The sequence below is a fragment of the Leeuwenhoekiella palythoae genome (assembly GCF_900130045.1).
Taxonomy (GTDB): Bacteria; Bacteroidota; Bacteroidia; order Flavobacteriales; family Flavobacteriaceae; genus Leeuwenhoekiella; species Leeuwenhoekiella palythoae.
This window is the reverse complement of sequence record NZ_FQXT01000001.1, coordinates 63,618-76,683: the sequence shown is the minus strand read 5'-3', so window position 1 is coordinate 76,683 and position 13,066 is coordinate 63,618. Positions and strand designations below refer to the sequence as shown.

Annotated in this window: 12 protein-coding genes; 5 read left to right on the top strand and 7 right to left on the bottom strand. The window is 39.7% G+C overall.

Annotated features, from left to right (window positions below; all coding sequences use genetic code 11):
- Positions 1-2: 2 nt before the first annotated feature.
- Positions 3-701 (bottom strand): arylesterase, encoded by a 699-nt coding sequence (locus BUA96_RS00325; protein WP_072979168.1) that lies wholly within the window; start codon positions 699-701, stop codon positions 3-5.
- A 118-nt stretch (positions 702-819) separates the two neighbouring features.
- Here BUA96_RS00325 and BUA96_RS00320 point away from each other — a divergent pair, with 118 nt between their 5' ends.
- Positions 820-1,506: an ABC transporter ATP-binding protein gene (locus tag BUA96_RS00320; protein WP_072979166.1), complete on the top strand. Its 687-nt coding sequence runs from the start codon at positions 820-822 to the stop codon at positions 1,504-1,506.
- Complete coding sequence (locus BUA96_RS00315; protein WP_175546490.1) at positions 1,503-4,049, top strand: ABC transporter permease; 2,547 nt, start codon at positions 1,503-1,505, stop codon at positions 4,047-4,049. The genes BUA96_RS00320 and BUA96_RS00315 overlap by 4 nt, the downstream gene beginning before the upstream one ends.
- Here the strand turns inward: BUA96_RS00315 and BUA96_RS00310 are convergent.
- The 4 genes from BUA96_RS00310 to BUA96_RS00295 form a co-directional block, all read right to left on the bottom strand.
- Complete coding sequence (locus BUA96_RS00310; protein WP_072979164.1) at positions 4,046-4,795, bottom strand: DUF3307 domain-containing protein; 750 nt, start codon at positions 4,793-4,795, stop codon at positions 4,046-4,048. The genes BUA96_RS00315 and BUA96_RS00310 overlap by 4 nt on opposite strands.
- A complete protein-coding gene (locus BUA96_RS00305; protein WP_072979162.1) occupies positions 4,792-5,385 on the bottom strand; it encodes a SatD family protein in 594 nt (197 codons plus the stop codon). The genes BUA96_RS00310 and BUA96_RS00305 overlap by 4 nt, the downstream gene beginning before the upstream one ends.
- Positions 5,386-5,499: 114 nt before the next feature.
- Positions 5,500-7,251, bottom strand: coding sequence for a gamma-glutamyltransferase (ggt, locus tag BUA96_RS00300; RefSeq protein ID WP_072979160.1), 1,752 nt, complete (start codon positions 7,249-7,251; stop codon positions 5,500-5,502).
- Positions 7,252-7,255: 4 nt separating this feature from the next.
- On the bottom strand, positions 7,256-7,867 hold the full coding sequence (locus tag BUA96_RS00295) for an acyl carrier protein phosphodiesterase (RefSeq protein WP_072979158.1): 612 nt from the start codon (positions 7,865-7,867) through the stop codon (positions 7,256-7,258).
- 136 nt (positions 7,868-8,003) lie between these two features.
- On the opposite strand from BUA96_RS00295, the gene glmM reads away from it, so the two are divergent.
- Positions 8,004-9,392 (top strand): phosphoglucosamine mutase, encoded by a 1,389-nt coding sequence (glmM, locus tag BUA96_RS00290; RefSeq protein ID WP_072979156.1) that lies wholly within the window; start codon positions 8,004-8,006, stop codon positions 9,390-9,392.
- 2 nt (positions 9,393-9,394) lie between these two features.
- On the opposite strand, the gene BUA96_RS00285 is transcribed toward glmM, so the two are convergent.
- Complete coding sequence (locus BUA96_RS00285) at positions 9,395-10,264, bottom strand: lysophospholipid acyltransferase family protein (RefSeq protein ID WP_072979154.1); 870 nt, start codon at positions 10,262-10,264, stop codon at positions 9,395-9,397.
- A 236-nt stretch (positions 10,265-10,500) separates the two neighbouring features.
- Between BUA96_RS00285 and BUA96_RS00280 the strand changes: the two genes are divergently transcribed.
- Positions 10,501-11,151: a rhomboid family intramembrane serine protease gene (locus BUA96_RS00280; RefSeq protein ID WP_072979152.1), complete on the top strand. Its 651-nt coding sequence runs from the start codon at positions 10,501-10,503 to the stop codon at positions 11,149-11,151.
- 45 nt (positions 11,152-11,196) lie between these two features.
- Complete coding sequence (locus BUA96_RS00275) at positions 11,197-11,877, top strand: SIMPL domain-containing protein (protein WP_072979150.1); 681 nt, start codon at positions 11,197-11,199, stop codon at positions 11,875-11,877.
- A 37-nt stretch (positions 11,878-11,914) separates the two neighbouring features.
- On the opposite strand, the gene BUA96_RS00270 is transcribed toward BUA96_RS00275, so the two are convergent.
- Positions 11,915-13,033: a GNAT family N-acetyltransferase gene (locus BUA96_RS00270; RefSeq protein WP_072979148.1), complete on the bottom strand. Its 1,119-nt coding sequence runs from the start codon at positions 13,031-13,033 to the stop codon at positions 11,915-11,917.
- Positions 13,034-13,066 lie beyond the last annotated feature (33 nt).

Sequence of the window (13,066 nt, the reverse complement as noted above, 5' to 3'; positions counted from 1 at the left end):
GTTTATTCTTGAACAAGTGGTCTTAAAACAGGCCATACATTGGCAGCTACCAGTTTATGCCCTTCTTCGGTAGGATGAATACCATCGTTTTGGTTTAAGCTTGCGATACCGCCTACGTTTTGTAATAGGAAAGGAATAAAAGCAATATTATTTTCTTCAGCTAACTGCGGAAACATATTTTTAAAATCGGTGGTGTATTCTGTTCCTAAATTAGGAGGAAGCTGCATCCCCGCAAGAACGATTTTTGCCTGTGGCGCTTCAGCTTTTACTTTATCAATCATCCATTGCAGATTTTCACGCGTCTCTGCTACCGAAACACCACGTAAACCATCATTAGCTCCTAGTTCTAACACAAAAATAGCTACATCTGGTTCCAGCACCCATTCTAATCTGTTTCTACCTCCGGCGGTAGTTTCGCCACTTAGACCGGCATTGATCACATTATAATCAAGTCCGAGGCTATCTAATTTCTCTTGAATCAAACCGGGAAATGCATTGTCTGGATCTTCTAAACCGTAACCGGCAGTCAGACTGTCGCCAAAGAATAAAATGCTGTTTGAAGTAGCATTTTGATCTTCTGCATCAGTAGTTTCAGAAGTATTTTGTGATTCATTTTCTTCAACATTAGTGGTGTTAGCATCTTTACACGCAGCAAGGATCAAGAAAACAAAAAGGAGATAAAAGGGAATTATATTTTTCAAGAGGGTAGATTTAAAAGGTAATTGATTATTTTAAACATTTATTGGCGCGCCTGAGGTTTTCACGTAAGCTTCGGTCTAAAAAAGCGTCCAAAACGATTCTTCCAAGCAATACCCATTTATGGCATCTATTTTAGAAATTTCAAATTTAGCAAAATGCTATACCAGTGGCTCAAAAACGCTCAAGGTACTTGACGATATTAACTTTAGTATAACAGAAAAAGAAACCTTTTCTATTGTTGGTCCTTCGGGAAGTGGTAAAACCACCTTACTCGGTTTATGTGCCGGTCTTGATAAACCAGATTCTGGAACAGTGACTTTAAATGGTGTCGAGCTCAGTAGTCTTACCGAAGATGAACGTGCCTTATTGCGCAATAAAGATGTTGGTTTTGTTTTTCAGGATTTTCAATTATTACCTACGCTTACCGCACTTGAGAATGTGGCGGTTCCTTTAGAGTTGCAAGGCGTCAAGCACGCAATGAAAAGAGCAGCCGAATTACTCACTAAAGTTGGTCTTGGAGATCGCGGTAATCATTACGCCTCGCAACTTTCTGGCGGAGAGCAGCAGCGTGTGGCACTTGCACGTGCTTTTGCTAATGATCCTAAAATTTTATTCGCAGATGAACCTACAGGAAATCTGGATGCTGAAACCGGAGAAACTGTAGTTGATTTGCTTTTTGAGTTGAATAAAGAATTGGGGACCACTTTAGTTTTGGTTACACACGATATGGAACTCGCTCAGAAAACACAGAATATTCTCACCATTAAAGGAGGCCGAATTGCAAACCTTACAAAAGCAAGCGTATGAGCGGTATGAAAAGTTCTTTGCGCTTAGGCTGGTTGAGAAAAATGGCGTGGCGCGACTTTAAAGCCAGTGCCGGCAAGCTGAGTCTTTTTATGGTTTCGATCATTTTGGGAGTTGCAGCGATTGTGTCCATTCAATCTTTTGGAGAAACTTTAAAGGATAATATTGCCTTACAGTCAAAAGCTTTGATGGGCGCCGACTTTAAAATCGACAGCGATCATCCACTAACCGAAGAAGCTCAAGCTATCGTAGATTCTCTAGGAGGAGCAGATGCTGAAGAAATTTCGTTTTCCTCGATGGCGTTGTTTCCAAAAAATCAAGCGACCAAATTGCTACAAGTGCGGGGGATCAGCAACGGATTTCCATTCTACGGAAAGTTGGAGACGCAACCAGAATCGGCCGCTGAAGATTTTCAAGAAAAGCAAGGCGCTTTGCTCGATGCTACAGTGATGCTTCAACTAAATGTAAAGGTTGGAGATACCATCAAAATAGGTGAAGTGAAACTGCCTGTTTTAGGTGCTGTTGAAGCACTTCCCGGAAGCAACGCCGTTTTTAGCGCGATCGCTCCACCGGTGGTCATTCCGTATCCATTTATAGAAAAAACCGGTTTGGTTCAGTTGGGAAGCCGAATTGATTACGAGTTTTATTTTGAAGCTCCTGATCAAGATATGGAGCTTCTTGATCAAGCGATTGATAATCGGTTGGACGAGGCAGATGCTGATCTCGACACCCATACATCTACCAGTGAGCGTCTTGGTCGACGCTACGAAAACTTTGGGAAGTTCTTGAATTTAGTTGGTTTTATCGCCTTGCTTTTAGGATGCGTGGGCATTGCAAGTGCGACTACCATTTATATCAAAGACAAACTCAAATCGGTCGCTATTTTAAAATGCTTGGGAGCGAGCCGCAAGCAGGCATTTCTTATTTATTTGATCCAGATTGGTGTTTTAGGCCTCGTTGGTGGAATTCTAGGAACCATCGCCGGATTGTTGTTGCAGCAGTTATTTCCTATTCTTTTAGAAGGATTATTACCGGTAGATGTTGCACTTAAATTATCTTGGCCGGTTATCTTTTTAGGAATTTTCATCGGCGCTTTTATGTCGCTTTTATTTGCGCTCTACCCGTTGTTGAGTACGTTGCAGGTTTCTCCTTTACAAACTTTACGGGTAAGTGCTTCAGACAATCAACAGTCCTCAAAAACGGCGATAGCAGTCTCATTGGCGATACTCACCTTTGTGTTTTTATTCGCGTTTTGGCTGTTGGAAGATTGGAAGTACGCCGCATCATTCTTAGGTGGAATTCTCGTTGTTTTTAGTATTTTAGGCGGAATTGCACGCGCATTCAAGCGTTTACTTCGTAAGTATTTTCCCGAGAGCTGGAGCTTTACCTCGCGGCAAAGCTTACGTAATTTGTTCCGGCCTCAGAATCAAACGGTGGTGTTGATTCTTGCGATAGGCGTTGGTTCATTTTTGATAAGCACACTTTACTTTACTAAGGATATTCTGCTAGCTCAGGCCAATCTAGATAGCGAAGCCAATCAAGCCAATATGATCTTGCTCGACGTGCAAAAGGATCAAATGACTGAAGTTGCACAAACACTTTCTTCTAATGAATTGCCGCCGCTAGATCAGATTCCAATTGTGACGATGCGCGTGCAAAGCATTAACGGTCGTGATAATGCCAACTTAAAAAAAGACACGACCGTCCACATAAATCGATGGATCTTAAACCACGAATTCAGAACGACCTATCGGGATTCTTTAATTGCTTCGGAAGTTTTACAAGCAGGAACATTTACAGGAACCTTTACCGAAGAAGCTGAGGTTGTTCCAATATCTGTAAGTGACAATTTTGCTGAAGATGCAAAAGTTGGAATAGGAGACCGCGTGACCTTTAACGTACAAGGCCGACTCTTAGAAACCGAAATAGGAAGCATACGCACCGTAGACTGGAGTAGAATGCAATTGAATTTTTCAATCGTATTTCCGGCAGGAGTGTTGGAGCGTGCGCCACAGTTTGGTGTGATCACCACACAGGTTCCTGATGCAAAAGCTTCAGCAGCCATTCAGCAGAAATTAGTAAAAGCATTCCCTAACATTTCGATTCTTGATCTACGACAGGTGCTTAGCGTTGTTGAAGAGTTGCTTACTAAAATTAGTTACATCATCAACTTTATGGCGTTTTTCAGTATTCTTATCGGGATCATTGTTTTGCTAGGTGCGGTGCGTACGAGTAAATTTCAACGGATTCGGGAAAGTGTATTGCTGCGCACGATGGGAGCAAAGAGCAAACAGATTTTACGTATTCAAGGTCTAGAATATTTGTACTTAGGACTATTGGGAACGCTGTCTGGTATTTTGCTGTCGCTATTGGGCAGTTTGCTACTCGCTTATTTTGCGTTTGATACGGCATTTATTCCATCGGCAATTCCATTTTTGGTTCTTTTACCAGGAATTACAGCGCTTGTTTTAGCTATTGGATTGAGCAACAGTCGCAGTGTGATTAAAAGGTCGCCACTAGAAGTGTTACGCAAAGAAGGTGTTTAGGCGTTAAATGTGTCTAATGCGCTTAAGTATCTAAACAGTAAGCCGCAACCTATTGCAATCCCAAAACTTAATAGGGTGCCTATTAGGACATATTCAGTAAGTCTTCGGTTTTTGCCTTCGGTTAAATCACCAAACCTGAATACTGATTTGGCCGTGATTAGAAATCCAATGGCAGACCAGGTGTTGAGTAAAATAAAGGTGAACACAAACAGGCGTTCAAGAATCCCTATGATCTTTCCGGCTCCCGCGAGCGAGGTGCTTTTTACATTTTCTTTTTTTGAAGCAGGCTCAATAGCATCTTGCCACGGCTGAAGCGCAACACGCATAAGAATTCCGGCAACATAGGTCACAAAAAATAGTAAGGTGATGAGCAATAGAGATTGTGGCGATAGGATTTCAGTGAAATCGATGCTGTATGGCGTATAATAATAAAGTACGAGATTGAGCACCATAAGGTGTGCGATTTGGTCTGCGACAAATAGCTTGCGGCTGTTCTTTTTTGTTGTAAACTTTATTTTAAGCGCATCAATGGCGTAGTGCGTAAGAATGATGGTTGTAATGCCTAAAAAGTAAGCGGGGTCAAACTGCAGTAAAATCAATAAAACAATCAGATGAACACCTACGTGTGCTAGTAAGTATTTTGATTTCCAACCGTGTTTCATTTTATGCTTTACCCACTTAGACGGCTGAAGCACAAAATCTCCTAAGATATGAGCCAGAACCAATTTTAGCGCAAAAACGATCATAAGGTTTCAATTTTTTTAGTGTAATACTGTAGCATTGAATGAATCTCGTCATAACCTGCACGAGAAAGCGCTTTACTTATAGCACTCTGAGCTTTATCAAGCTTCTGGCTCAATTCGGTTTGATTGAGCTGAGGTTCTTCGAGACGTGCTTTAACGATCTGTGCGGTAACCGGTGGCCATTGATCCATTGTAAGACTTGCTAACGACAGCATAAGATTTAGCGTTTCATCCAGTTGCTCGTTGGCTGATTGAAGCACTAGCGTTCTATTCTTAATAGCGTCAAAAGCTGTTCCTGAATGTATAAAAGCACTGCCGTTTGCCAAGGTAATTTGATCTGCATCATAAGAGCATTCGCCTAAGCCTATCGCAATACGTACATCTAAAGCTGCATTAGATTTTATTACAGACTTGATATGGATAGCGGCTTCTAAAGCCAAAGCTGCATCCACAATCAATTGAAAACTATCACCACGGAAGATTTCCCAGGTTTTTGGGCTTGAGCCATACCTGTTTAACACTTCAATGAGGGCATCTTGCCAGCCCATAAAAGCTCTGGAATTTACAATATCTCCTGTAAGAACAGCTTTCATTTAAAATTATAGATTCTAGTATATAATGCCAAATATAATCTATTTTGATTATAATTTAAAATATACACTAAAAACGTTATAATTTGAATTATGTATTGATTAGTGTATAATTCTTTAAAAACCAACTGCGGTATCATCGCCTCTGCGATCTGCACCACCTTCTAATTTTCCATCAGGAAGAACAAGAACTCCATCTACTTTACCCAGAATCACACTATTCTCTTGTCGTATTTCATACCCCTTATTACTTAAGGTGTCTAAAAGATCTTTACCAAAAGCATCAGGCTCAAAAGTAACAACATCAGGAAGCCATTGGTGATGAAAGCGTGGCGCATCTACCGCTTCTTGCATTCCGTAGTCAAAAACCGCTACATTGAGAATGGTCTGCAGCACCGAAGTAATGATGGTTGATCCTCCAGGGGTACCTACAGTCATCCAGAGTTGCCCTTCTTTTTCTACAATAGTAGGAGTCATAGAACTCAACATTCGTTTTTGAGGCTCAATCTTGTTCGCTTCAGCGCCTATAAGTCCGAACATATTCGGCACGCCGGGTTTTACGCTAAAGTCATCCATCTCATTATTTAAAAAGAAGCCCAATTCATCTGCATATAATTTTGAGCCGTAAGCGCCATTTAGGGTAGTGGTAAGGGCTACTGCATTACCGTATTGATCAATGAGGGAAAAATGTGTGGTTTCCATAGACTCGTATCCTGAGATCGCCCCGTGCTTTACTTCAGCAGAAGGAGTTGCTTTGTCAAAATCAAAAGATTGCATACGTCGCGCGGCATAAGCCTCACTTGTAAGTGAATCAATAGGGATCTCATTAAAATCAGGATCACCTAAAAAGAAACTACGATCAGCATACGCTCGGCGTTCTGCTTCGGTAATAACTTGAATGCTTTTTGCTGAATTATGGCCGAAAGATTTTAAATCGTAAGGTTCAATCATTTTTAATATTTCGGCTAAACAGACTCCGCCACTTGATGGAGGAGGCATCCCGATCACCCGAAGATTTTTATAATTTGAAATGATGGGTTCTCGCCATACCGCTTCATAATTTTTTAAATCATCAAGGCTGATGATCCCGCCATGTTTCTGTATAAAATCAACTAATTTTTGTGCGGTTTCCCCCTCATAAAATTCCTGTTTTCCGTTAGCGGCAATCCGTTTCAACGTTGAAGCTAATTGCGGATTTTTAATGAGATCACCAGCTTTAATTTTTATGGAATCACTTTCTCGAAATCCAATAGAATACAATGTTTCTTTGCCGTTCACTTGATCAAAAACCGAAGCATAATTTTGAAAGCGCGCCAATTGATTATCGGTAATTTGATAACCCTTTTCAGCCAATTCGATCACAGGTTGAAGGATTTCTGCCATGGGCATTGAACCCAATTTCTCGTGAATAGCAAACATACCGGCGATGCTTCCGGGAACACCTACCGCTAAAGGTCCCTGCCGACTTAAAGAATCTATCGCGTTACCTTCATTATCAAGATACATATCGTGCGTTGCTGCCATAGGAGCCTTCTCGCGATAGTCAATACTACCTACTTCACCATCAGCTTTGCGGTAGACCATAAACCCGCCACCGCCTAAACTTCCTGCAAACGGGTAAGCCACATTAAGTGCCATATCAACAGCAATCAACGCGTCAAAGGCATTTCCTCCCTTTTGTAAAATTTCAGCCCCAATTCTAGATGCTTCTTCGCGTGCAGAAACCACCATAATACTATCTGCGATTTTCCCACGCTCAATGCTGCGGGGTTCTGGAGTTTCTGTTTTACAGGCTGCTAAAATCAAGAAAAGGCTCAGCACTAAAAATTGGGAACAAAATGGGGGCTTCAAGGCGTTTTTTTGTTGCATAAAGTCAGGTGTTTTTTAATCTAAATTGAATGTCAAGTTCTTTGATTCGGTTGGAGCAAAATGCCCGAAGTTCTTCAAAAAATAGTGTGAATTCGTTTTCAAAGTCGTGGTAATGTAGCTGCAGATCTTCAACCGCACGATCCATTCCGCTTATATTTTTGGTTCGTCGATTCATATTGTATAATACCGTGGCAATTCCGCTAATTTCAGCATAACTCAACAGCCAGTTGTCAGCGATCATATGCGGTACCATACGCTGAATAGAGGGCGTAAGAATATCATAATGCTCATCAAGCAAATCATAAAAATCTTCAACATACTGAGGTAAAGGGATCTTATTATATTTTTTCCAGTTTTTTGTCAAAAAATGGTCGTAAAGAATATCTACAATAACCCCACTATAATGACTGTATTTAGGATGCAGTCTTTTTGTACTTTGTTTTACAATAGGATGTGAGTCTGTAAAACTATCAATACTGCGGTGTAGTAAAATTCCTTTTTGCAATTGAGGCCGGTAGTTTTTGTATTGTTTACCTTTTATGCCATCAGCCATAAAATTACCCAGCTTAATAAGCGTATCGTTGCCAGACAGGTATATGTGCGCTAAAAAATTCACAGGCTTAAATTACAAATTCTGAAGATACAGAAGCGCCTCTAATGGCTATATTTGTCAGACCAGAAATTTTAAAACTACGAGCATTATAATTTTCAGTTTTTGAAAATAAGCTCAATAAAATCAGAATACTTTATTTATGACCCTAATAAAATCAATATCAGGAATACGTGGTACCATTGGAGGAAAGCCTGAAGAGAATTTAACCCCTATAGACGCGGTGAAATTTGCTGCTGCTTACGGCACTTATATTAAAAAGCAACGCAATAAAGACATGCACAAAGTTGTGGTAGGTCGAGATGCGCGCCTGAGCGGAGAGATGTTGCAGCAATTGGTTATGCAAACCTTAGTAGGTTTGGGGATTGACGTGGTAGATCTTGATCTTTCTACCACACCAACGGTAGAACTCGCGGTGCAATTAGAACATGCTGATGGTGGGATCATCCTAACTGCATCTCACAATCCCAAACAGTGGAATGCATTAAAACTTCTGGATAAAAATGGTGAATTTCTCAATGCTGAAGCTGGTGCAGAGATCTTAAAACTTGCCGAAGAATCTTCGGTAACTTTTGCTGAAGTTGATGCTTTGGGAGCAATTCATAAAAATGATGCCTATATCGATATTCATATAGACGAAGTCTTGGATCTGGATTTGGTAGATGAAGATGCGATCAAAGCTGCTAATTTTAAGATTGTGGTTGACGGTGTAAATTCTACCGGAGGTATCGCAATCCCAATGCTTCTGGAACGTTTAGGGGTTTATGTTGAAAAATTATATTGTGAGCCTACCGGAAATTTTCCGCATAATCCTGAACCCTTAAAAGAGCATCTCACTGACATTTGTAAGTTGGTTCCGGAAGAAAATGCCGATTTAGGAATTGTGGTTGATCCTGATGTAGATCGACTTGCGTTTATTGATGAAACCGGCGAAATGTTTGGCGAAGAATATACCCTAGTAGCTTGTGCAGATTATGTATTGAGTGAAAATCCCGGAGATACGGTTTCTAATTTAAGTTCGTCAAGAGCCTTAAGAGACATAACTCAAAAACACGGAGGAACCTATCACGCTGCTGCCGTAGGCGAAGTAAATGTGGTGACTAAAATGAAAGAAGTTAATGCCGTGATTGGAGGAGAAGGTAACGGTGGAATAATCTATCCGGAGTCTCATTATGGCCGCGATGCACTCGTGGGTGTTGCTTTATTTTTAACGCACTTGGCGAAAAAGAAAATTAAAGTTAGTGAATTACGCGCGAGTTACCCGGCGTATTTTATGAGCAAAAAGAAAATTGAATTAACGCCCACCCTAGATGTCGATGCTATTTTAAAGGAAATTGCGCAGCGTTATCAAAATGAAGATGTAAATACCATAGACGGAGTGAAAATTGATTTTGAAAATCATTGGGTACATCTTAGAAAATCAAATACAGAACCTATTATTCGTATTTACACGGAAGCACAAACCCAAACCGAAGCAGATCAAGTTGCAGATACAATGATCAGCGAAATTAAATCGATAGCGGGTATTTAAACCTAAAGCGCGTGTTTAAACCGCTTATGTGTCCATAAATAATATTCCGGATTTGCTTTGATCTGCGCTTCTAGCAATGCTGCAAATTCATCGGTAATTTGATAATCCGGTAGCGCGGTGGGATCTTCGGTAATAACTTTAAAAGAGGCTTTATAATAGCCTCTTTTTATTTTGTCTACCGCGAGATAGATAACCGGCATATCTTCAGATTTCGCCAGGCGCTCAACTCCGGTGAAAAAGGGTACATTCTTTCCTAGAAAATCGATGCAGTGATAATGTTTGCGGGTTTTAGGTGATTGATCTGCGATAAACGCATACGTTGCCATTTTTCCGGCGCGTTGTTGTTTTCTGATAATGAAAGTAGCTTCTTTATTCGCTAACAGCTTAGAATTCCATTTTTCTCTAATCTCGTGAATTAGCTTATCAAAATACGGGTTTTTAATTCGTTTGTAAATTCCGTAGCCACTGTGATCAAAATAGAATTGTAACGCCGTAAGCCATTCGTAACTGGCATAATGCCCCATCATAATTAAGGAGCTGCGTTGCTCTTTTACTAATTTCTCAACGATACTCAAGTCATCAAATTGAAAGCGCTCTTTGAGTTCTTCGGCAGAGATAGAGATTGATTTGATCATTTCTAAAAACATATCACACATATGTCTATAGAACTTCTTTTCAATGCTTTTACGTTCAACATCTGATTTTTCAGGAAATGCTGTCTTAAGATTGAAACGTACCGTTTTCTTTCGGTAACCTACCAAGTAGTATAAGATGAAAAAAATAACATCAGAAACTTTATAAAATAGCCAGAACGGAAGTTTAGAGATAATCCACAATAGAGGATAAACCAGCCAATAAAGAAGGCGTTGCATGTGCGTTTTGTTTTTATGGGTAACTGCGCGTAAAAATTCTGAATCTATAAAGTTCTTTTTAGGTTTCTACTAAGCGTATACGACCTGCATCCTTTTCTAGGAATTAAAGATTTCCTTCTTACAAGCGTCTCAGGTACATTCCGCATTGTAGTTTATTTCTACCTATAAACGGCATCACATGAAACGGCAGTTAGTGCACAAATATAGGTATATTTGAATCCAAAATTTGAGCTTTTATGGGCGATTTAAGTATAATTACTGCCATTGTAATTGGTGTCAATGTGTTGATCTCAATTAAAGGTTTTAACGATTATTCCTTTTTTGAAAAATATAAGTTTAATACGGGGGCGGTGCGTAGAGGCGAGCAGATACGTGTATTATCTTCAGGTTTTCTGCACGTGAGCACGTCGCATTTATTTTTTAATATGCTTACGCTCTATTTCTTTGCGCCTATAGTTATTTCATTTTTAGGTAATTGGGAATTTGTGGTTATTTATCTCGGCAGTTTGATCCTAGGAAACTTACTTTCCTATTATTTTCATAAAGATGAATACCATTATACTGCGGTGGGAGCCAGTGGCGCAGTGTCAGGAATTTTGTATGCTGCGATCTTGCTTTACCCAGATATGAGTCTATATATGTTTTTTATTCCTGTACCTATTCCGGCGTATATTTTTGGGATTGGGTATTTACTGTATTCAATTTATGGAATGCGAGCCAATAATGACAATATTGGTCACGATGCCCATTTTGGTGGCGCAGTAGGTGGTTATGTTATTACTTTGTTAATGGTGCCTGCTTTGTTTCAGGTTAATACCTTGATGGTAGGTTTATTAGCGATTCCAATTGTAATTTTATTTATACTCAACAAGACAGGTCGGCTTTAATGGCACAGGACTTGCTTTTATTGAGGTAAATAAAAAACAACTATTATGAAATCTATTTTAATTCTAGCAATTACCGCAATGAGCACTATGGCAAGCGCCCAAGCTATTCAACCAACAGTAAACGTAACAGGAGAAGGGGAAGTAGTAGCAGTACCCGATGAAGTTACCATACGTATGGGAGTTCAAACCGAAGGAAAAGACGCAAAAACAGTTAAGGCTGAAAATGACACCAGCGTTGATAAGGTTTTAGATTATTTACTGAAGATGAACATTCCGCAGAATCAAGTGCAGACCGAATATGTAAATCTGAACAAAAACTACGATTACAATACCAAAACCTATAACTATCGCGCGAGTCAGACTATTTCTGTAAAACTGAAAGATCTGTCTAACTACGATAAAATAATGGCAGGACTCTTATCTTCTGGCATCAATACCATCAACGGTGTAGAATTTTCTTCTTCAAAAATGGAAGCTTATGAAGCCGAAGCGCGCAAGAAAGCTATCGCTAACGCTAAAACTAAGGCACAGGAGTACGCTCAAGTATTAGGACAAGGAATAGGTAAAGCAATTACTATCGCAGAATTAGGAACCAGCGTTCCTCAACCACAGCCTATGTACAAAATGGCAATGGCAGAATCAGCAGATAGTACGCAACGTACTTTAGCACCTGGCGAATTAACGATAACTTCAAAAATTCAGGTAAGTTTTATTCTTACCGAATAATAATATAGCATCGCTATAATCTAAAAGAGTTTAGGGCCTATAAATCACGTTTATAGGTCCTTCTTCGTTTATGTAGTTGATGATCATACTTTTTCCAAAGCTGCTGAATTGCTTTGTTTTCTTCAAGTTCAGGATTGGTCTCCACTTCAGTAATACCGTTTGCAGTAAACAGATCTTGCATTGTTTGAAAAATTGCAGCGGTAACCCCTTTACCTTGATATTCGGGATCAATGCCAATTAAGTAAAAGGCAGCCGTATCGTTGTTATTTCTCGCACGTAACAGATGAATAAATCCAAAAGGCCACAGACTTCCGTTAGCCTTTTTTAATGCTTTACTAAATGAAGGCATCGTGATCGCAAAGGCAATGAGTTTACCTTCAGCATTCTCAATACATTTGATGTAATGCGGATTTATGTATTTGATGTACTTATCCTTATAGTGATCGATCTGATATTGTTGAATAGGCACAAAGGTGCTCAGGTCGTTGTACGTCTTGTTGAGCAGCCCAAACATATCATCTACATAAGGCAGAATCTCTTTGCTATTTTTAAAGTGAATCAACTTAAGGTTGTAACGTTCTACAATGATTCGCGCAAATTTTTCAACCTTTTCGGGAGATTTTTCAGGGATTTGGATCTTATATTCAACCCATTCAGAAGCTTTCTCAAAATTCAGTTTTTCAAAATGTTCTTTGTAGTATGGGTAGTTATACCAAGTGATCATCGTATTGAGGTATTCAAAACCTTCGATGAGCATTCCGGCCTTTTCCATATTGCTAAAACCTACCGGACCTTCAATCCAGTTTAAGTTATTAGCGCGGCCAATTTCTTCTACTTGAGCAATGAGTGCTTTAGTTACTTCAAGGTCATCAATGGCGTCAAACCACCCAAAACGCATTTTAGGTTTACCTTGTTCATTGATCTCAATATGATTGATGATCGCTGCGATCCTTCCAACCGGTTTGTTGTTTTTATAAGCTAAAAAGAAGCGGGCCTCGGCATTTTTAAAAACAGGATTCTTTTCAGGATCCATACTTTCAAGCTCGTCATTGACTAACGGAGGAACCCAGTTACTGTTCTTATCATAAAGTGAAAACGGAAACTTGACAAATTTTGTCAGTTCCTGTTTTGTTTTCATTTCTTTTATTGTAATCATTCTACTCTAATAATATAGCTTGTAAAGGTAACC

Bases quoted from the DNA above. Each gene is read 5' to 3' on its own strand.
- ggt (WP_072979160.1), bottom strand. From the start codon at position 7,251: ATGCAACAAAAAAACGCCTTGAAGCCCCCATTTTGTTCCCAATTTTTA.
- BUA96_RS00275 (WP_072979150.1), top strand. From the start codon at position 11,197: ATGAAATCTATTTTAATTCTAGCAATTACCGCAATGAGCACTATGGCA.
- BUA96_RS00280 (WP_072979152.1), top strand. From the start codon at position 10,501: ATGGGCGATTTAAGTATAATTACTGCCATTGTAATTGGTGTCAATGTG.
- BUA96_RS00315 (WP_175546490.1), top strand. From the start codon at position 1,503: ATGAGCGGTATGAAAAGTTCTTTGCGCTTAGGCTGGTTGAGAAAAATG.
- BUA96_RS00310 (WP_072979164.1), bottom strand. From the start codon at position 4,795: ATGATCGTTTTTGCGCTAAAATTGGTTCTGGCTCATATCTTAGGAGAT.
- BUA96_RS00285 (WP_072979154.1), bottom strand. From the start codon at position 10,264: ATGCAACGCCTTCTTTATTGGCTGGTTTATCCTCTATTGTGGATTATC.
- BUA96_RS00270 (WP_072979148.1), bottom strand. From the start codon at position 13,033: ATGATTACAATAAAAGAAATGAAAACAAAACAGGAACTGACAAAATTT.
- glmM (WP_072979156.1), top strand. From the start codon at position 8,004: ATGACCCTAATAAAATCAATATCAGGAATACGTGGTACCATTGGAGGA.
- BUA96_RS00305 (WP_072979162.1), bottom strand. From the start codon at position 5,385: ATGAAAGCTGTTCTTACAGGAGATATTGTAAATTCCAGAGCTTTTATG.
- BUA96_RS00320 (WP_072979166.1), top strand. From the start codon at position 820: ATGGCATCTATTTTAGAAATTTCAAATTTAGCAAAATGCTATACCAGT.